This is a genomic window from Mycobacterium sp. E342, assembly GCF_001667665.1.
Lineage (GTDB): Bacteria > Actinomycetota > Actinomycetes > Mycobacteriales > Mycobacteriaceae > Mycobacterium.
Genome location: NZ_LZJM01000030.1, coordinates 1 through 18,797 on the forward strand (window position 1 = coordinate 1; position 18,797 = coordinate 18,797).

The following is an 18,797-nucleotide window of genomic DNA, read 5'->3' on the forward strand; positions in this document are numbered from 1 at the left end:
CGGCGGCAACTCGTACAGGTCCTTGTCGACCGGGGCCTGCGGCTCGATCTTGTTCTTGATGCCGTCCAGCCCGGCCATCAGCATTGCCGAGAACGCCAGGTACGGGTTGCCCGACGAGTCGGGGCAACGGAACTCCAGCCGCTTGGCCTTCGGGTTGCTGCCGGTGATCGGGATGCGGACACATGCCGAGCGGTTGCGCTGGCTGTAGACCAGGTTGATCGGCGCCTCGTAACCCGGGACCAGTCGCTTGTAGGAGTTGACGGTCGGGTTGGTGAACGCCAGCAGCGACGGGGCGTGGTGCAGCAGGCCGCCGATGTAGTGCCGCGCGGTGTCCGACAGGCCGGCGTAACCGGTCTCGTCGTACATCAGCGGGCTGCCGTCCTTCCACAGCGACTGGTGGGTGTGCATGCCGGAACCGTTGTCGCCAAACAGCGGCTTGGGCATGAACGTGACGGTCTTGCCGTTCTGCCACGCCGTGTTCTTGACGATGTACTTGTACAACTGCATGTCGTCGGCGGCGTGCAGCAGCGTGTTGAACTTGTAGTTGATCTCGGCCTGCCCGCCGGTGCCCACCTCGTGGTGGCCCTTCTCCAGGCTGAAGCCGGCCTTGATCAGGTTCGACAGCATGTCGGCGCGCAGGTCGACGTAGTGGTCCACGGGCGCGACCGGGAAGTACCCACCCTTGGGGCGGACCTTGTAGCCGCGGTTGGGGGTGCCGTCGTTCTCGGTGGGCTCGCCGGTGTTCCACCACCCCGAGATCGCGTCGACCTCGTAGAAGGATCCGTTGGTGCGCGAGTCAAAGCTCACCGAGTCGAAGATGTAGAACTCGGCCTCGGCGCCGAAGTAGGCGGTGTCCGCGACGCCGGTGCTGATCAGGTAGTTCTCCGCCTTGCGCGCGATGTTGCGCGGGTCGCGAGAGTAGGGCTCGAGGGTGAACGGGTCGTGCACGAAGAAGTTCAGGTTCAGCGTCTTGTGCTCGGTGAACAGGTCGATCTGCGCCGTCGCGGGGTCGGGCAGGAGCAGCATGTCGGATTCGTGGATGGACTGGAATCCGCGAATCGACGAGCCGTCGAAGGCCAACCCGTCCTCGAAGACGCTCTCATCGAAAAACGAAACCGGAATCGTGAAGTGCTGCATGATGCCTGGCAAGTCACAGAACCGGACGTCGACAAACTCGACGTTCTCGTCCTTGACGAGTTTGAAGACGTCGTCGGGCGTCGTTTCCGTCACAGAAATGCTCCTTTACTGGTGAGATCCGCGGCCTGACGCTATGGAGCAGATGTTGCCCGCCAGTCAACCCCGTGTTGCGCGCAGGTTACGCGACCGATGTCGTCCACCAAACAGGTGGGGTCGGCGGCGGGTTCTATTGTGGGGCCATGGATCGCAAGATCGTATCCGTTCCGGCGGCCCGGCGCAGCGTTCTCTGTCAGTGGCGGACCGCGCCGGCGGGGGAGCCGAACGCCGGTCTGCGCCGATGACGCCGGAACCGCGCTCCGCCTACCCCGGCGAGAGGCTGGGCCTGCCGGAAAGCGGACCGGGCTCCCTGGCCCCGATGGGACGCCGGCTGGGCGCGCTGATGATCGACTGGCTGATCGCCTACGGCCTGGCGGCGCTGGCCATGCGCTTCGGCGTCTTCTCCGAACACACGTTGGCGACGGCGGTGCTGGCCATCTGGTTCGTGCTCGGCGTCGTCTCGGTGCGGCTGTTCAGCTTCACCCCCGGCCAGCTGGTGCTGGGCCTGCAGGTGGTGACGGTCGATGGTCACCCGTCGGTCGGGATCGTCCGCGCGGTGGTGCGGGGCGTGCTCGTCGGCACCGTCGTCCCCGCGTTGTTCACCGACTGGGACGGTCGCGGCCTGCAGGATCGGCTGACCGCAACGGCGGTCGTGCGCCGCTGATCCCGATGGCGGCTACTTCCGCCGCACGCTGCGTTGCACACCGCGCATCTTGCCGGCGTTGGGCAGCGGCCCCTTGGGCAGGACGGCGGCGCCGGCGCGCGTCCCCAGCGCCGCCAATCGGGACTCCAACGTGTCCATCTGCTTGGCCGTGATGTTGGCCGGCAGGCGGTTGAGGTGGCGCTCCAACTTGGACAGCGGAATCTCGTCGTCGCCGTTGCCCACGACGAGGTCGTAGATCGGCACATCGCCGATCAGCCGCGCGGTGCGCTTCTTCTCCTGGGCCAGCAGCGGACGGACGCGGGACGACGAACCTTCGGCCACCAAGATGACGCCGGGCCGGCCGATGACCCGGTGCACCGCGTCGAGGTGGCCGGTCGCGGCGACCCCGGGCGTCACCCGCCACTTCCCCCGCAGGTTGTCCAAAGCCCATGCGGCCGCGCCCGTTTGGCCCTCGGCCTTGCTGTAGACGCTCTTTTGGGCGCGGCGACCGAAAACGATGAAGGCCGCCAGCGCGCCCAGCACCACGCCCAGCGGGATCAAGGTGATCATCGTCAGCCCGCCGGCCCACACGCCGACGGCCACCGAGATGGCCACGATCAGCACGAAGACGCCGATCATGTAGGGCAGCAGCCGCTTGTCCTCGCGGCGCTGCAAATTGAACGCCTGCCACAACTGGGCGCGGCGCTCCTTCGCCGCGGCCTTGCGCGCGGCCTGCGCCTGCGCCCGGGCGGCCTTGTTCTCAGCGGCGGTGCGGGGTTTAGCCATAGTCAAAGAATACGTACCGGGATCGCGGACAACTGCGCCTACGGCGGGAGGGCCTTCTCAGGCGCGGGTGCGCGCGGCTTGCTCGTACAGCCGGCCCGCCCGGTAGGACGACCGCACCAGCGGCCCGGCCAGCACCCCGGCGAACCCCAGACCCTCGGCGTGCCGGGCGAACTCGACGAACTCCTCCGGCCGCACCCAGCGCTCGACCGGGTGGTGACGCGTCGACGGACGCAGGTATTGGGTGATGGTGACGATGTCGCAGCCGGCCCCCCGGAGGTCGGCGAGGGCGGTGCGCACCTCGTCCGGGGTTTCGCCGAGGCCGAGGATGAGATTGCTCTTGGTGACCAGCCCGGCGTCGCGCGCCGCGGTGATGACGTCCAGGCTGCGCTGGTAGGTGAAGGCCGGCCGGATCCGTTTGAAGATGCGCGGTACGGTTTCGACGTTGTGCGCCAACACCTCCGGGCGCGATCCGAACACCTCGGCGAGACGCGCGGGCTCGCCGTTGAAATCCGGGATCAACAGCTCGACGCCGGTCGACGGGTTGAGCTCTTTGATCGCGCGCACGGTCTCGGCGTACAACCAGGCCCCGCCGTCGGGCAGGTCGTCGCGGGCCACCCCGGTGATGGTGGCGTAGCGCAGTCCCATGGTCCGCACGCTGTCGGCGACGCGCCGGGGCTCGTCGCGGTCCAGCGCGGCGGGCTTTCCGGTGTCGATCTGGCAGAAGTCACAACGACGGGTGCACTGGTCACCACCGATGAGGAAGGTGGCTTCCCGGTCCTCCCAGCACTCGAAGATGTTGGGGCAGCCGGCCTCTTCGCAGACCGTGTGCAGCCCCTCGCGCCGGACCAGGCCCTTGAGCTGGGTGTATTCGGGGCCCATCCGGGCCCGGACCTTGATCCACGGCGGCTTGCGCTCGATCGGGGTTTGCGCGTTGCGGACCTCGAGGCGCAGCAGCTTGCGTCCTTCGGGTGCGACAGTCACATGGCCGATGCTACGCGGGTGCCGGGGTGTTCCCGGACCGGCAGGGCGCCGTCGAGGGCGTCGCACACGGCGCCGGCGACGGCGGCCCGGACGTCGTCGACGACGACCGGGCGTCCCAGCTCGGCCGACAACGACGTCACGCCGGCGTCGGTGATGCCGCAGGGGACGATCGTGGTGAAGGCGTCCAGGTCGCAGTCGCAGTTGAGCGCGAACCCGTGCAGCGTGGTCGCGCGCGAGACCCGGACTCCGATGGCGGCGACCTTGCGGTCGGGCCGGCCTTGGGTGGATCGGTCGCCGGGCACCCACACCCCGGACCGGCCGTGTACCCGGCACGTCTCGAGGCCGAGGTCGCCGCACACCTTGATCAGCGCCTCCTCGAGGCGCCGAACGTAGTTGACCACGTCGAGCGGTTCGCCCAGGCCGATGATCGGATACCCGACCAGTTGCCCCGGCCCGTGCCAGGTGATCTTGCCGCCGCGGTCGGTGTCGACGACGGGGGTGCCGTTCATCGGACGCTCGTGCGGCTCGGTGCGCCGCCCCGCGGTGTAGACCGGCGGGTGCTCGAGCAGCAGCAGGGTGTCGCTGCCGCCGGCGACCCTGGCATCGGCCAGCTCACGCTGCAGCTGCCAGGCGGTGCGGTAGTCGACGGTTGCGAGCTGGCGAACGTCGATCGCCTCCCGGCTGGACCGGATGGAATCGATCACGTTCGCGACGGTACTCGCCGGACGATCATCTCGCGGGCCGGGACCCGGCTTCCGCCTACGGCGGCGATCCGCTTCGCCCGGCTTCGCCGCGCTCGCGATCGCCTAGACCTGATGACGGCGACCCGCTTCGCCCGGCTTCGCCGCGCTCGCGATCGCCTAGTCGTGGTCGCGCCGGGCGGTGGCGTAGCCGAGCGCCTCGCCAATGGTGTTGTGGTGGAACTGGAAACCCGCCCGCTCCAGCGCCGACGGGATGGCGCGCTGGCCGATGAGCACACCCTCGTCGGCGAACTCCCCGAGCGCGGCCCGCACCGCGAAGCCCGGCAGCATCAACGGGGTCGGACGGTTCACCGCTCTGCCGAACGCGGTGGTGAATTCGGCATTGGTGACGGGGGCGGGCCCGGTCATGTTCACCGGGCCGGACAACGCGGGGTTGGAGATGGCGAACAGCAGCGCTCGCACCTCGTCCTCCAGGGTGATCCAGGACATGTATTGACGGCCGCTGCCCAGCCGGGCTCCCAAACCCGTCCGGAATAACGGCCGCAACCGCCCCAACGCACCGCCGGCGGGGGAGAAGACCAACCCGGTGCGGGCCAGCACCACGCGGGCGCCGCCGTACTGAGCCGGCAGCGTGGCGGCTTCCCAGTCCTCGCACAGCTGGGCGAGGAAACCCTTTCCCGCCCGGTCGTTTTCGTCGACAACGCGGTCCTTGGTGTCCCCGTAGTAGCCCACCGCGCTGGCGTTGATCAGGGTCGGCACCCCGGCCTCGGCCACGGCGTGCGCGAGGACTTCGGTGGGGGCGATGCGGCTGTCCCGCAGACCCTGCTTGAAGGCGCCCGACCAGCGCCGCTGGCCGACGTTGACACCGCACAGGTTGACGACGGCGTCGACGTCGCCGATCGCGTCGACGTCGAATTCGCCGCTCTCGGGGTTCCAGTGCAACTCGTCGGAATTCGACGGCGCCCGGCGCACGATCCGCAGCACCCGGTGGTCGGCCGCACGCAGCGCCGCGGTCAAGGCGGATCCGATCAGCCCGGACGAACCCGCTATGGCGATGACGGGTTTGGCCACGGTTCGCCAGCCCTCCTAAAGACCCAAGTCGGCCTCGAACGCGCCCTCTTCCAGCCGGTTCTTGATCGTGGTGAGGAAGCGCCCGGCGTCCGCGCCGTCGATGAGCCGATGGTCATAGGTCAGCGGGAGGTAGCAGATGGAGCGGACGCCGATGGACTCGTTGCCGAACTCGTCGACGATCACCCGGGGCCGCTTGACGATCGCGCCGGTGCCCAGCATGGCGGCCTGCGGCGGAACCAGGATGGGGGTGTCGAACAACGCCCCCTGGCTGCCGATGTTGGTGATGGTGAAGGTGCCGCCGGACAGCTCGTCGGGTTTGAGGTCGCCCGAGCGGGCGCGCGCGGCGATGTCGGCGATCGCCCGGGCCAGCCCGGCCAGCGACAGGTCGCCGGCGTTGTGGATGACGGGGGAGAGCAGACCCTGCTCGGTGTCGACGGCGAAGCCGAGGTGCTCGGCGTCGTAGTAGGTGATCTCCTTGGAGCCTTCGTCGTAGCTCGCGTTGATGTTGGGGTGGACCTTCAGCGCGTCGATCACCGCCCGGGCGATGAACGGCAGGAAGGTCAGATTCACCCCCTCGCGCTCGGCGAACGCCGACTTCGCCCTGGCCCGCAGCCCGACGATCCGGGTCATGTCGACCTCGTGCGTCTGGGTGAGCTGCGCGGTGGCTTGCAGCGATTCGCGCGTCTTCTTGGCGGTGAGCTGGCGGATCCGGCTGGCCTTCTGCGTGGTGCCGCGCAGGTGCGCCAGCGCCGGCGCCGGGGTGGGCGCGGCCGCCGGGGCTGCCCTCCCGTCGACCGCAGGCGCCGCCGCCGGTGCAGGCGCCGCGGGCGCTTTCTGGGCCTGCTGCTTCTGGCGTTGTTTTTCCTCCGCCGCGGCGAGCACGTCTTGCTTGCGGATGCGGCCACCGACACCGGTGCCGGTGATCCCGGCTAGGTCGATGTCATGCTCGGTGGCCAGCTTGCGCACCAGGGGGGTCACGTACGGCGCGCCGTTCGTGCCGACGCCGCCGGACTCGGCGGCCGGTTGTGCCTGCGCCGGTTGGGGTTTCGGCGCCGGCTCAGGCTGCGAAACCGGCTGGGGTTCGGGCTTCGCCTCGGCCTTGGGCGGCTCGGGTGCGGGTTCCGGCTTGGGTTCCGGTTTGGGAGCGGGCGGCGGGGTGGGAACGGCCGCGGCCTGGGAACTGCTGCCGATCCGTGCCAGCTCCCCGCCGACCGGCACGGTGGCGTCCTCCTCGGCGGTGATGCTGATCAGGACGCCGGCCACCGGGGAGGGGATCTCGGTGTCCACCTTGTCGGTCGACACCTCCACCAGCGCGTCGTCGACCTGGACCGAGTCGCCGACCTTCTTAAGCCAGCGGGTAACCGTGCCCTCGGTAACCGACTCGCCGAGCTCGGGCATCAGCACCGGGGTCGCGTCGCCGCCACCGGAGCTCTGCGGGGCGGGCTCGGGTTCGGGCTCCGGCTGGGCCGGCGCCTCGGGCTCCGGTTGGGCCGGCGGGGCGGACTCGGCCTGCGGCTCCGGCTGGCTCGGCGGCTGCGGCGCCGCCTCGGATCCGCCACCCGCCGAACCGCCCTCCGCCGCGTCACCGATGACGGCCAGCTCGCCGCCCACCTCGACGGTGTCGTCCTCCTGGGCGACGATCTTGGTCAGCACTCCGGCCGCGGGCGACGGGATTTCGGTGTCGACCTTGTCGGTGGACACCTCGACGAGGGGTTCGTCGAGTTCGACCGTGTCGCCTTCCTGCTTTAGCCAGCGGGTGACCGTCCCCTCGGTGACGCTTTCACCGAGTGCCGGCATCTGGACGGAGAAGGCCATCGTTTTGACTCCTCGATCGCTCGTGGGTCGGGGCGGGGGTCGAACATCTCGCTAGCCGTTCGGGGCAGCTATCCAAAACTATCCTGTCACTGCGTCCGCGCCGGCACACATCCAGGGCGGACCGCGCGCGGTTGCCGGGACGGCCCGAACGCCCTTGCTACGGTGTGGCCACTGCAGTCGAAGCGGGGAGGTCCCGGTGCCGGCAACACAACAGCTAGCCCAGCATTTCGTCGACAGCGCCGACGGAGCGCGAATCGCCGTCTTCGAAGAGGGCAACCCCGACGGCCCCACCGTCGTGCTGGTGCACGGCTTCCCCGACTCACACGTGCTGTGGGACGGGGTCGTGCCGCTGCTGGCCGACCGGTTTCGCATCCTTCGCTACGACAACCGCGGCGTCGGTGAATCCTCGGCGCCCAAGCCGGTGTCGGCGTACACCATGGACCGGTTCGCCGACGACTTCGCCGCGGTGACCGGCGAGCTGAGCCCCGGCCGGCCCGTGCACGTGCTCGCCCACGACTGGGGTTCGGTGGGGGTGTGGCACTACCTCAAGCGGCCCGGCGCCGGTGACCGGGTCGCGACGTTCACGTCGGTGTCCGGACCGAGCCAGGACCAACTGGTCGAATACATCTTCAGCGGCCTGCGGGCGCCCTGGCGCCCGCGCACCTTCGTCCGCGCCATCAGCCAGGCGCTGCGACTGACGTACATGATCTTCTTTTCGATCCCGGTGCTCGCGCCGCTGCTCCTGCGCCTGACCCTGTCGATCCCGGCGCTTCGGCGCAACGCGGTGGACAACATCGCGGCCGAGCAGATCCACCACTCACCCCACCTGGCCCGGGACGCCGCCCGTTCGGTGAAAACCTATCCCGCCAACTACTTTCGCTCGTTCGCCGGCCGTGGGCAGGGCATCCACGTCGTCGACGTGCCGGTGCAGTTGATCGTCAACACCAAGGACAAGTACGTGCGCCCGTACGGCTACGACCACACGCCCCGCTTCGTGCCGCGGTTGTGGCGGCGCGACATCAGGGCCGGTCACTTCTCGCCGATGTCGCACCCCCAGGTGATGGCCGCCGCGGTGCACGACTTCGCCGATCTGGCCGAGGGCAAGCCGCCCAGCCGCGCGCTGCTGCGCGCGCAGGTCGGGCGTCCCCGCGGGGCCTTCGGCGACACCCTGGTGTCGGTCACGGGCGCGGGCAGCGGAATCGGCCGCGAGACGGCGTTCGCGTTCGCCCGTGAGGGCGCCGAGGTGGTCGTCAGCGACATCGACGAAGCGGCCGTCAAGGCCACGGCCGCGGAGATCGCCACCCGGGGCGGCGTCGCGCACCCCTACGTGCTGGACGTGTCCGACGCCCAGGCCGTGGAGGCGTTCGCCGAACGGGTGAGCGCCGAGCACGGCGTGCCCGACATCGTGGTCAACAACGCCGGCATCGGGCAGGCGGGCGGATTCCTGGACACCCCGGCCGAACAGTTCGACCGGGTGCTCGACGTCAACCTGGGCGGCGTGGTCAACGGGTGCCGGTCCTTCGCGCGGCGGCTGGTCGACCGGGGCACCGGCGGCTACATCGTCAACGTGTCGTCGATGGCGGCCTACGCGCCGCTGCAGTCGCTGAACGCCTACTGCACGTCGAAGGCCGCGACCTACATGTTCTCCGACTGCCTGCGCGCCGAACTCGACGCCGCCGGGGTGGGACTGACCACGATCTGCCCGGGCGTCATCGACACCAACATCATCAACACCACCCGGTTCGACGCTCCGGCGGGCAAGGGCGAACAGGTCGACGGCCGGCGCGGCCAGTTGGGCAAGATGTTCGCGCTACGCCACTACGGCCCGGACAAGGTCGCCGACGCCATCCTGTCGTCGGTGCAGAAGAAGAAACCGATTCGCCCGGTCGCACCGGAAGCCTATGCCCTCTACGGACTTTCGCGTGTGGCGCCGCAGGGCCTGCGCAACTTCGCGCGGATGCGGGTGATCTGACGCGCCTTTAGATACCCGTCCGCGCGGCGCCCTGGCGGCCCGTCAGCAGCGTTCCGCCGATGGCGATGAGCCCGACGACCGCCAGCGGGATGGACCACATGCGCCGGCTGCCCACCGACGACTGGCACTGCGCCACGTAGTCGGTGTGCGGAACAACCTGGTTGAGGATCGGGATGTTCGCCACGCTGTTGTTGTTCGCGCTTCTAGCCGCGGACAGGTCCGTGGCGACGGCGTTCCCGCACCCGATCGAATGGCCGTTGCCGTCGGAAATCGACACCGGCGCCAGCAGCCCGATCACGCCAGCCAGCAAAAGTACGGCCCCCACTCCGAGGATCAACCGTCGCACCGTCACGATCTCGCCTTTCTTCGTACGGGTTTTCGATCGCTGGGAGATTAGCCGCTGCGCGGGGCAGGTAAACGCGAAGTCGACCGGATATAGCGCCCGATCGGTGGGTATCCCGTCGCGATAGCCGAGAGGGGATGCAACGTGGTGCTGAGTGCGACGCGGGACGTGGCCGCGCCTTGCGAGCGGGTTTGGGAGGTGCTGGCCGAAGGGTGGACCTACACCCAGTGGGTGGTGGGCAACAGCCGCATGCGGGCCGTCGATCCGAACTGGCCGGAGCCCGGCTCCTCGATCCGGCACTCGATCGGGATCTGGCCGTTGGTGATCAACGACGCGACGGTGGTGGAGGAGAGCGAACCGCCGCACAAGCTCGTGCTCCGCGCCCGCCTTGGGCCGCTGGGCGCCGCGCGCATCACCATGCTGCTGCACGAGACACCGCAGGGCTGCCGGGTGGAGATGATCGAGGTGCCCGTCGAAGGCCCGATGGGGGCCGTTCCCAATTCGCTCGCGTTGGCCGCGGCCTATCCGCGCAACAAGGAGTGCCTGTGGCGGCTGGCCTCCCTGGCGGAGCGCAAGGTGCCCAGCCAGGTGAAATGAGCGTGCGGGACACCGCCGACGCCGTCGTCATCGGGGCGGGGCACCATGGGCTGGTCGCCGCCTCGATGCTCGCCGACGCCGGGTGGGACGTGGTGGTGCTCGAGGCCCAGCCGGAACCGGGCGGCGCGGTTCGCAGCGCCGAGCTGACGCCGGGCTACATCACCGACCTGTTCAGCTCCTACTACCCGATGACGGTGGCCTCGCCTGCGATCGCGGCGCTGGGGCTTCAGGACCACGGCCTGCGGTGGTCACACGCGCCCGCGGTGGTCGGGCATCCGCGCAGCGCGGCCGATGACGACCCGCCCATCGTCTACCACGACCCCGCCCGCACGGCAACGGAATTCGCGCGCCGGGAACCGGCCGACGGCGACAACTGGTGGCGGGCGGTGGACTTGTGGCAGCGGATCAAGGCGCCGCTGCTCGACGCCATGTTGGCGCCCTTCCCGCCCGTGCGTCCGCTGATGCGGCTGCTGACCAAGCTCGGCACCTCCGAGGCGCTCCGGGTGGCGCGGCTGCTGGTGCAGCCGGCCAACGCCATGGCCGGCGAGCTGTTCGCCGGCGAGGCGCCGCGAGTGATGTTGTTGGGCAACGCGATGCACGCCGACGTCCCGCCGGACGCCCCGATCAGTGGCGCCATGGGGTTTCTGATGACGATGCTGGCCCAGGACTGCGGCTGGCCCGTGCCGGTGGGGGGTTCCGGGCAGTTGACGGCCGCCCTGGTCAACCGCGCCCGCTCCGCGGGTGCGCGAATCGAATGCAACCAGAACGTGTCCCGTATCCAGGTGCGCGGCGGCCGTGCGGTGGGGGTGACGACGGCCGAGGGGCGCACGGTTGCGGCGCGGCGGGCCGTCGTCGCCGACGTGACGGCGCCGCGGCTGTTCTGCGACATGCTGCCCGCGGATGCCCTGCCGCCCAAGCTGTTGGGTGACCTCGAGCACTTCGTGTGGGATCCGCCGGTGGTGAAGGTCAACTATGCGCTCGGCCGCCCGGTCCCGTGGCGGGCGGAGAATCTGCACGGCGTGGGCACCGTCCATTTGGGCGCCGACGGCGACGGGCTGGTCCGCTGGATGGCCGACCTCAACACCCGGGTGGTGCCCGAGCATCCGTTCCTGTTGTTGGGGCAGACCACCACGGCCGACCCCAGCAGGTCACCTGAGGGAACCGAAAGCGTCTGGGCCTACACGCATTTGCCGCGCAATGTCGCCGACGACGCGTCGGCCGACCGGCTCGCCGAAGCGGTGGACCGAGTCATCGAGGAACACGCGCCGGGCTTCGGTTCGGCGGTCATCGACCGGTTCGTGCAACGGCCGTCGGACCTCGAGGCCAGCGACGCCAACCTGCACATGGGTGCGCTCAACGGCGGCACCGCGCAATTGCAGCAGATGCTGATCTTCCGCCCGGCGCCCGGCATGGGCCGCGCCGAAACCCCGGTGCAGGGGCTCTATCTGGGCAGCGCGTCGGCAACCCCGGGCGGTTCGGTGCACGGTGCCTGCGGGCGCAACGCCGCCAAGGCCGCGCTGGCCGCCGACGGTGCGAGCGGCTGGCCGCGCCGCCAGGTGCAGCGCGCCGTCTTCTCGCTGCTGACCGGCAAGCGCTGACGTCTAGCCGTTTACTAGCCCTTTTCGCAGATGTCTTCGAGCACCGCGAACATGGTGCGGGTCGGCACACCGGTGCCGCCCTTGGGCGTGTAGCCCCACGGGCCGCTGGTGTTGTACGCCGGGCCGGCCACGTCGATGTGCGCCCAGCCCACGCCGTCGGCGACGAATTCACGCAGGAAAACGCCGGCCACCAGCATGCCGGCGAAGCGCTGGCCGCTGATGTTGGACAGGTCGGCCACCGTCGACTTCAGGTCGTCCTTGAGTTCGTCGGGCAGCGGCATCGGCCAGCCGTTCTCGCCCACCCGCTGCGAGATCGCCGCGACGCGGTCACGGAACTCGTCGCTGCCCATCACGCCCGGAATGCGGGCGCCCAATGCGACCGTCTGCGCGCCCGTCAGCGTGGACGTCTCGATCAGGTAGTCCGGGTTGTCCTCGCATGCCCGCACGATGGCGTCGGCGAGGATCAGCCGGCCCTCGGCGTCGGTGTTCTGCACCTCGACGGTGATCCCGCCGTACTGCGTCAGCACGTCGCCCGGACGCTGCGCCGTGCCCGACGGCATGTTCTCGGCCATCGGCACGGTGGCGATCACGTCGATCGGCAACCGCAGCTGGGCCGCCAGCGCCACGGTGGCGATGACCGCGGCCGCGCCGCCCATGTCGGAGGTCATGTGGTGCATCGATGCCGCCGGCTTGATCGAGATGCCGCCGGTGTCGAACGTGATGCCCTTGCCGACCAACGCGACCCGCTTGGCCTGCTTCGGCTTCTTGGCCAGCTTCGACCCGCGGTGGGTCAGCCGCACCAGCCGCGGCGGCCGCGAGGAGCCCTGGCCGACCCCGATCACGCCGCCGTAGCCCGCCTTCTGCAGCGCCTTCTCGTCGAGCACCTCGACCTCGAGACCCACGGATTCGCCCAGAGACCTTGCACGCCTGGCGAATTCGGCGGGAAACAGGTGGCTCGGCGGGGTGTTGACGAAGTCGCGGGCGGTGGCCACCGCGGTCGCCACGGCCGCGCCGTGCGCGCCGGCGGCTTTGGCCTCCTTCGCCGCCGACAGCACGGTGATCTTGCGCAGCCCTTTGTCTTTCGGCGCGGTCTTGCCGCTGCGGAATTCGGTGAACCGGTAGCTGCCGAGGATGAGTCCCTCGACGGCCGCCGAGCAGACGTCGGCGTCGAAGTCACCGGGCAGTGTGAGGATCGCCGCCTCGGCGGTTCCCAGCGACCGCGCCGCCACACCGGCGGCCCGACGGATCGTGTCGGCGGGCCATTCGGTTGGCGGTTTACCCAGGCCGATCGCCAGCACGCTGGATACCGGCAGCGACGGCACCACCAGGCGGTGGACCTGCTCGCTGCCGCCGGTGGCGTCCAGGGCCCGCAGGCCGGATTCGATTTCGGCGACAGCGTCGGCGGGCAGCGGCGACTCGCCCGGGGCCACCACCGCGCCCGGCCTGTCCTCGTCGCCGGTCGAGACGACCGGCACGATCAATACCGAAGAGCCGACCGCCCGTTTGGGCAGCGACGCGGCGACGTTGACGGCGGGGCCTTGATAGCTCAAATCGGTGGTCACGGCCCTTTACCCTAATCGGCGGGGCCCGCGCCGGGATCGGCGGCGCCCCCGGCCTGCAGCTCGAAGGCGATCACGGGGTCGTCGAAACCCTTGAGGTCAAAGGGGCCACGGGCCGTCGCCGGCCAGTCCGGCAATTGCTCGTGCAGCGCCGAGTCGGCCAGGATCTGGCACGGGGACGCGGCCCCGACCAGACGCGCCGCCAGGTTGACCGGGCTGCCGAAGTAGTCCCCGTTGATCGCCAGGACGGAGCCGAAGGCCAGGCCGGCCCGGACCTGCAGGCCCTCCTCGCGGGCCCGCGGATGGTCGGCGAGGTCGACCGCCGCCCTGGCCAGGCGCTCCGGTGACGCGCTCACCCACATCACCTCGTCGCCGATGAACTTCACCACCCGGCCGCCGTCGCGATGCACCACGTCCGCCACGGTGCCGGCGAACTCGTTGAGCAAATCCGAAAGCTGCGCGGGGGTCAGCGCGCGGGTGAGCACGGTGAAGCCGGACAGATCCGCAAAACCAATGCCGCACACCACGCTTGCCGAGGTGTCGCGGAGGACCCCCTCGAAGTGGGTTCGGGCACTGGTCAGGTGGTGGCGGTGCACGACGTCGATCAGCGCCGAGATACGGGGCACGAACTCCGCGACCGCCCGGTAGGCCTGCGCCGTGGCGAGCTCGTCGTTGGTGTAGGTCATCTGGATGTCCGGCATCCCGGCCCGGATGGCCGTCGACTCCGCCTCCGCGAGCCGGGCCATCGCGGCACCGAGGACCCGCAGCATTCCGGACGCGCCGTCCTCACCCACCACCGTCTTCAGGGCGACCCAGGTGGCCAGCGCGTCGACGTCGGCCTGGCTCAGCACCGCAACGTCGGGGCCGGCGACGGTCAGGCCGAGCAAACCCCACGCCTGGGCGACCTCCTCGGGCGAGAGGCCGAGTTGTTCGGCCGCGGTCGCCATCGTGTGGATCGGGCGCCCCGACCACTGCAGGACGTCACCGGCGAGCCCGAACAGCCGTCCGCGCCGTTCGGCCTCCACCATTTCCTCGACGGTGAAGCCGAGTTCATCCAGGTACTTGATCAGGTCGGCCCGCTCCCGTGCGCGAGCGATTCCGGCGGCCTCGAGCGCTTCGAAGTCCGGGGAATCGACCACCCACCCAAGTGTGCCAGCACCCGCGATTAGGGTGAATCGTCGTGACCGATGACCTACAGCACGGCCCGTTGGAAGAGCGCCACCGCGATCTGGGAGCCAGTTTCGCCGAGTTCAGCGGCTGGTTGATGCCGGTGTCGTACGCCGGCACCGTCAGCGAGCACAACGCCACCCGCAACGCCGTCGGGCTGTTCGACGTCAGCCACCTCGGCAAGGCGTTGATCCGCGGGCCCGAAGCGGCCGCATTCGTCAATGCCACGCTCACCAACGACTTGAGCCGCATCGGGCCGGGCAAGGCGCAATACACGTTATGCTGCACCGAATCCGGCGGTGTCATCGACGACCTGATCGCCTACTACGTCAGCGACGACGAGATCTTCCTGGTGCCCAACGCCGCCAACACCGCCGCGGTAGTCGAGGCGCTCCGGGCGGCGGCTGAGTCCGGTTTGGGGGCGGACCTGACCATCACCAACGAACACCGCTCCTACGCGGTGCTGGCGGTGCAGGGGCCGCGCTCGGCGGAGGTGCTCGGCGACTTGGGACTGCCGACCGGCATGGACTACATGGGTTACGCCGACGCTTCCTACGCGGGCGTGCCGGTGCGGGTATGCCGGACCGGATACACCGGAGAGCACGGCTACGAGCTGCTGCCGCCGTGGGAATCCGCAGGGGTGGTGTTCGACGCGCTGGCCGCGGCGGTCCGCGCCGCGGGTGGCGAGCCCGCGGGCCTGGGCGCGCGCGACACGCTACGCACAGAGATGGGCTACCCGCTGCACGGGCACGAACTGGCGCTGGACATTTCGCCGCTTCAGGCCCGCTGCGGCTGGGCAATCGGCTGGAAGAAGGACGCCTTCTTCGGCCGCGACGCGCTGCTGGCGGAGAAGGCGGCGGGGCCGCGGCGGCTGCTGCGCGGGCTGCGGATGGTCGGCCGTGGTGTGCTGCGCCCCGGGCTGACGGTGCTCGCCGGCGACACGCCGGTCGGGGTCACCACGTCAGGGACGTTCTCCCCGACGCTGCAAGTCGGCATCGGGCTGGCGCTGCTCGACGCCGACGCCGGGATCGACGACGGCCAGCACCTCACCGTCGACATCCGCGGGCGCGCCGCCGAATGCGAAGTGGTGCGGCCGCCCTTCGTCGAAGCGAAAACCCGGTGATGCCGCAGGTTCAGGTGAAAAGCCCGGTCGCAGGCGGATATACAATCAGCCTCATGACCAGCGGCTCCCTCGAGTTCACGGTTTCGCGCTCGGCCAACCCCACGCCCGACGCGGACCGCGAAGCCATCCTGGCCGAGCCCGGTTTCGGCAAGTACTTCACCGACCACATGGTGTCGATCGATTACGACGACGAGCGGGGCTGGCACAACGCGCGCGTCATGCCGTACGGCCCGATCGAGCTGGACCCTTCGGCGATCGTGCTGCACTACGCGCAGGAGATCTTCGAAGGGCTCAAGGCCTACCGCTGGGCGGACGGCTCGGTCGTGTCGTTCCGCGCCGAGGCCAACGCCGCCCGGTTGCGGTCGTCGGCGCGCCGACTCGCGATGCCCGAGCTGCCCGACGAACTGTTCATGGGCTCGCTGTGTCAGCTCATCGCCGTCGACAAGGACTGGGTGCCCGCCGCCGGCGGCGAGGAGGCGTTGTATCTGCGCCCGTTCATCATCGCCACTGAGCCCGGACTGGGCGTGCGGCCATCGAAGCGGTACCGGTACCTGCTGATCGCGTCCCCGGCCGGGGCGTACTTCAAGGGCGGCATCAACCCCGTCACGGTCTGGGTGTCGACGGACTACGTGCGGGCCAGCCCCGGCGGCACCGGCGCGGCCAAGTTCGGCGGCAATTACGCCGCCTCCCTGCTGGCGCAGGCCGAGGCCGCCGCACACGGGTGCGACCAAGTCGTGTGGCTGGACGCCGTCGAACGGCGCTTCGTCGAAGAGATGGGCGGCATGAACATCTTCTTCGTGTTCGGCAGCGGCGGTTCGGCGCGGTTGGTCACCCCGGAGCTGTCCGGTTCGCTGTTGCCCGGGATCACCCGGGATTCATTGCTGCAGTTGGCGATTGACGCCGGATTCTCCGTCGAGGAACGCAAGATCGACATCGACGAGTGGCAGAAGAAGGCGGCCGCCGGTGAGATCACCGAGGTGTTCGCCTGCGGCACCGCCGCCGTCATCACCCCGGTCTCGAACGTGAAGTACGGCGACACCGAGTTCACCGTCGCCGACGGCCAGCCCGGCGAGGTGACGATGGCGCTGCGCGACACGCTGACCGGAATCCAGCGGGGGACCTTCGCCGACACCCACGGCTGGATGGCCCGGCTCGGCTAGGTGCCTCTCGCCCGAGCGCCCGGCTGATCCGGCGCTCGCGCCTAGAACCGCACCAAGCCGGCGAGCGTCACGGCCGCCACCGTCGTCGTCAGCTCGATGACGGCGCCCAGCACGTCACCGGTGATGCCGCCGAAGCGGCGCACGCAGTGCCAGACCAGGACCGCGCCACAGCACAGGCCCGCCAGCACCGCGACCGGTCCCTGCCACGGCCGCGGTCCCCCCGCCAGCGAGACGGCGAGCAGCACCGCGACCCAGGCCGCCACCACGATCACCGGCTGGCTGCCGGCCACCCGCACCCCCAGGGCGCTGCCGGCGGCCGCCGGCACCGAACGGCGGCTGGCCGCCACCGCGGCGACCCGGCCGGCGAACACCACCACGGCGATGCCGACGATCCCCGGCCTGCCCGCCGCCCCGAGCGCCGCGAAGGCCAGACCCTGCAGCGCGATCACCAAGACGACGGCCGCCGCGCCGAACGGGCCGGTCGAGCCGTCGCGCATCACCGCCAGCGCGCGCTCGCGCGGCCCGTAACAGCCCAGCCCGTCGGCCGTGTCGGCCACACCGTCGATGTGCAGGCCGCGCGTCGCCAGCAGCAGTGCCGTGACCGCGAGCAGCCCGGCCAGCGGGCTGGATGCCCCGAAGGCAAAGGCCCCGCCGCAGGTCACGGCCGCGGCCAAGGCGCCCAGGACCGCGCCCACCACCGGCAGCGCCGTCATGGCGCCGCGGCCCATCGGGGCGTCGTGCGAACGCGAGACTGGCAGCACTGTGCCGAACGCGAAAGCCGTTGCCAGCGAACGCATCACGGCGGGGGAGCGGCCTGGTCGGAGACCCCCGCCTGCGCGAACGTGGCCATCGACGACAGCGTGGCCACCGCGGCGCGCAGCACAGGCAGCGCCAGCGCGGCGCCGCTTCCCTCACCCAGCCGCATCCGCAGATCCAGGATCGGCTCCAGGCCGAGCTCGGTCAGCGCCAGGGCATGACCCGGCTCGGTGGACCGATGACCGGCCTGCCACCACAGCCGCGCGCCGGGAGCCAGCCGCTCGGCGACCAACGCGGCGGCGGTCACCGCCATCCCGTCGAGCAGCAGCGGGGTGCGCCGCACCGCGGCCTGCGCACAGAAGCCCGCGATCGCGGCCAGGTCGGCGCCGCCGCCGCGGCGCAGCAACGCCACCGGGTCGGGCAGCACCGGCCGCGTCCGGAACAGGGCGTCGCGCACCGCGGCCGTCTTGCGCGCCCATCCGGCGTCGTCGATCCCGGTGCCGAAGCCCACCACCGCGACCGGCTCGGCGTTCGTCAGCGCTGCCACCAGCACGGCCGCCGGGGTGGTGTTTCCGATCCCCATGTCCCCGGCGATGAGCAGGTCGGCGCCCGAGTCGACCTCCTCGTCGGCGATGGCCCGGCCCGCGGCGATCGCGGCGACGGTCTCGTCGTGGGTCAAGGCGTCCTCGACCGCGATGTCGCCGCTGCCGCGGCGCACCTTGTGCGCACCGACCCGCTCCGCCGGCGCGTCACCCGCCACCGCCAGGTCCGCGACGCGCACCGTCGCTCCGGCGAGATCGGCCAGCACGTTGATCGCCGCCCCGCCGGCCTCGAAGTTGGCGACCATCTGGGTGGTCACCTCCGGCGGGTAGGCCGACACCCCGGACCGGGCGACCCCGTGGTCACCGGCGAACACCACCACCCGGGCGCGCTCGAATTGCCTTGGCGGACAATGGCCCTGACACGACGCGATCCACACCGAGAGGTCCTCGAGGCGGCCCAGCGCGCCCCTCGGCTTGGTCAGGGTGTCCTGGCGGGCGCGGGCGGCAGCGGCGACGCCCGCATCGGGCGGCGAAACCGGGGCGAATTCCATCAGGCTCCCGACGGCTTGATTGGCACCGCCTGCCCGGCCACCACCAGCACCACCCGGTCGCAGAGCTCGGCGAGCCGCTGGTTGAGGGCGCCCAGTTCGTCGGCGAACCGGCGCCCGGACGCGGTGGCCGGGACGACGGTCAGCCCGACCTCCGGGCTGACCAGCACCAACGTGGAATGAAAGGCGCCGACGGCGGCGA

The 18,797-nt window shown here is 70.5% G+C and carries 18 protein-coding genes; 6 read left to right on the forward strand and 12 right to left on the reverse strand.

What is annotated here, in order from left to right; translation table 11 throughout:
• On the reverse strand, positions 1-1,230 hold a 1,230-nt coding region (gene glnA / locus A5692_RS01585; RefSeq protein WP_068051386.1), incomplete at its 3' end, for a type I glutamate--ammonia ligase.
• Between the two features lie 244 nt (positions 1,231-1,474).
• Between glnA and A5692_RS01590 the strand changes: the two genes are divergently transcribed.
• Entirely contained in the window at positions 1,475-1,897 is a 423-nt protein-coding gene (locus A5692_RS01590; protein ID WP_068051388.1) for an RDD family protein, read from the forward strand.
• 12 nt (positions 1,898-1,909) lie between these two features.
• On the opposite strand, the gene A5692_RS01595 is transcribed toward A5692_RS01590, so the two are convergent.
• From A5692_RS01595 to sucB, 5 genes are all read right to left on the reverse strand, one after another.
• On the reverse strand, positions 1,910-2,662 hold the full coding sequence (locus A5692_RS01595) for a DUF4191 domain-containing protein (protein WP_067924761.1): 753 nt from the start codon (positions 2,660-2,662) through the stop codon (positions 1,910-1,912).
• A 57-nt stretch (positions 2,663-2,719) separates the two neighbouring features.
• Positions 2,720-3,643, reverse strand: a complete 924-nt coding sequence (gene lipA, locus A5692_RS01600; protein WP_068051389.1) for a lipoyl synthase — start codon at positions 3,641-3,643, stop codon at positions 2,720-2,722.
• On the reverse strand, positions 3,640-4,347 hold the full coding sequence (gene lipB / locus A5692_RS01605) for a lipoyl(octanoyl) transferase LipB (protein ID WP_068051391.1): 708 nt from the start codon (positions 4,345-4,347) through the stop codon (positions 3,640-3,642). Before lipB ends, lipA begins: the two co-directional genes overlap by 4 nt.
• 156 nt (positions 4,348-4,503) lie before the next feature.
• Positions 4,504-5,415, reverse strand: coding sequence for a TIGR01777 family oxidoreductase (locus tag A5692_RS01610; protein ID WP_068051393.1), 912 nt, complete (start codon positions 5,413-5,415; stop codon positions 4,504-4,506).
• 15 nt (positions 5,416-5,430) lie between these two features.
• Positions 5,431-7,230 (reverse strand): 2-oxoglutarate dehydrogenase, E2 component, dihydrolipoamide succinyltransferase, encoded by a 1,800-nt coding sequence (gene sucB / locus A5692_RS01615; protein ID WP_068051395.1) that lies wholly within the window; start codon positions 7,228-7,230, stop codon positions 5,431-5,433.
• Between the two features lie 196 nt (positions 7,231-7,426).
• Here sucB and A5692_RS01620 point away from each other — a divergent pair, with 196 nt between their 5' ends.
• Positions 7,427-9,202, forward strand: a complete 1,776-nt coding sequence (locus A5692_RS01620; protein ID WP_068051397.1) for an SDR family oxidoreductase — start codon at positions 7,427-7,429, stop codon at positions 9,200-9,202.
• Between the two features lie 7 nt (positions 9,203-9,209).
• Here A5692_RS01620 and A5692_RS01625 read toward each other — a convergent pair whose 3' ends face one another.
• Positions 9,210-9,554, reverse strand: coding sequence for an aminopeptidase (locus A5692_RS01625; RefSeq protein ID WP_067920693.1), 345 nt, complete (start codon positions 9,552-9,554; stop codon positions 9,210-9,212).
• 138 nt (positions 9,555-9,692) lie between these two features.
• On the opposite strand from A5692_RS01625, the gene A5692_RS01630 reads away from it, so the two are divergent.
• Positions 9,693-10,142 carry an SRPBCC domain-containing protein gene (locus tag A5692_RS01630; protein ID WP_068051411.1) on the forward strand — a complete coding sequence of 150 codons (450 nt, stop codon included), beginning with the start codon at positions 9,693-9,695 and terminating at the stop codon, positions 10,140-10,142.
• Positions 10,139-11,740 carry an NAD(P)/FAD-dependent oxidoreductase gene (locus A5692_RS01635; RefSeq protein ID WP_068051399.1) on the forward strand — a complete coding sequence of 534 codons (1,602 nt, stop codon included), beginning with the start codon at positions 10,139-10,141 and terminating at the stop codon, positions 11,738-11,740. The genes A5692_RS01630 and A5692_RS01635 overlap by 4 nt, the downstream gene beginning before the upstream one ends.
• A gap of 14 nt (positions 11,741-11,754) precedes the next feature.
• Here A5692_RS01635 and A5692_RS01640 read toward each other — a convergent pair whose 3' ends face one another.
• On the reverse strand, positions 11,755-13,302 hold the full coding sequence (locus tag A5692_RS01640; RefSeq protein WP_068051401.1) for a leucyl aminopeptidase: 1,548 nt from the start codon (positions 13,300-13,302) through the stop codon (positions 11,755-11,757).
• An 11-nt stretch (positions 13,303-13,313) separates the two neighbouring features.
• Positions 13,314-14,438: an adenylate/guanylate cyclase domain-containing protein gene (locus A5692_RS01645; protein ID WP_068051403.1), complete on the reverse strand. Its 1,125-nt coding sequence runs from the start codon at positions 14,436-14,438 to the stop codon at positions 13,314-13,316.
• A gap of 35 nt (positions 14,439-14,473) precedes the next feature.
• Between A5692_RS01645 and gcvT the strand changes: the two genes are divergently transcribed.
• Both gcvT and A5692_RS01655 read left to right on the forward strand, forming a co-directional pair.
• Positions 14,474-15,589, forward strand: coding sequence for a glycine cleavage system aminomethyltransferase GcvT (gene gcvT, locus A5692_RS01650; RefSeq protein ID WP_369830246.1), 1,116 nt, complete (start codon positions 14,474-14,476; stop codon positions 15,587-15,589).
• Between the two features lie 53 nt (positions 15,590-15,642).
• Positions 15,643-16,749 carry a branched-chain amino acid aminotransferase gene (locus tag A5692_RS01655; RefSeq protein WP_068051413.1) on the forward strand — a complete coding sequence of 369 codons (1,107 nt, stop codon included), beginning with the start codon at positions 15,643-15,645 and terminating at the stop codon, positions 16,747-16,749.
• A gap of 41 nt (positions 16,750-16,790) precedes the next feature.
• On the opposite strand, the gene A5692_RS01660 is transcribed toward A5692_RS01655, so the two are convergent.
• The 3 genes from A5692_RS01660 to A5692_RS01670 all read right to left on the reverse strand — a co-directional run.
• Positions 16,791-17,549 carry an adenosylcobinamide-GDP ribazoletransferase gene (locus A5692_RS01660; protein ID WP_068051407.1) on the reverse strand — a complete coding sequence of 253 codons (759 nt, stop codon included), beginning with the start codon at positions 17,547-17,549 and terminating at the stop codon, positions 16,791-16,793.
• Positions 17,546-18,601, reverse strand: coding sequence for a nicotinate-nucleotide--dimethylbenzimidazole phosphoribosyltransferase (cobT, locus tag A5692_RS01665; protein ID WP_156765874.1), 1,056 nt, complete (start codon positions 18,599-18,601; stop codon positions 17,546-17,548). The genes A5692_RS01660 and cobT overlap by 4 nt, the downstream gene beginning before the upstream one ends.
• A partial coding sequence (locus A5692_RS01670; protein ID WP_197514318.1) for a bifunctional adenosylcobinamide kinase/adenosylcobinamide-phosphate guanylyltransferase occupies positions 18,598-18,797 on the reverse strand: 200 nt, incomplete at its 5' end. The genes A5692_RS01670 and cobT, both read right to left, overlap by 4 nt.

Excerpts from the sequence above, each read along its gene's own strand:
- A5692_RS01590 (WP_068051388.1), top strand. The coding sequence starts at position 1,475 with ATGACGCCGGAACCGCGCTCCGCCTACCCCGGCGAGAGGCTGGGCCTG.
- A5692_RS01595 (WP_067924761.1), bottom strand. The coding sequence starts at position 2,662 with ATGGCTAAACCCCGCACCGCCGCTGAGAACAAGGCCGCCCGGGCGCAG.
- sucB (WP_068051395.1), bottom strand. The coding sequence starts at position 7,230 with ATGGCCTTCTCCGTCCAGATGCCGGCACTCGGTGAAAGCGTCACCGAG.
- A5692_RS01635 (WP_068051399.1), top strand. The coding sequence starts at position 10,139 with ATGAGCGTGCGGGACACCGCCGACGCCGTCGTCATCGGGGCGGGGCAC.
- A5692_RS01655 (WP_068051413.1), top strand. The coding sequence starts at position 15,643 with ATGACCAGCGGCTCCCTCGAGTTCACGGTTTCGCGCTCGGCCAACCCC.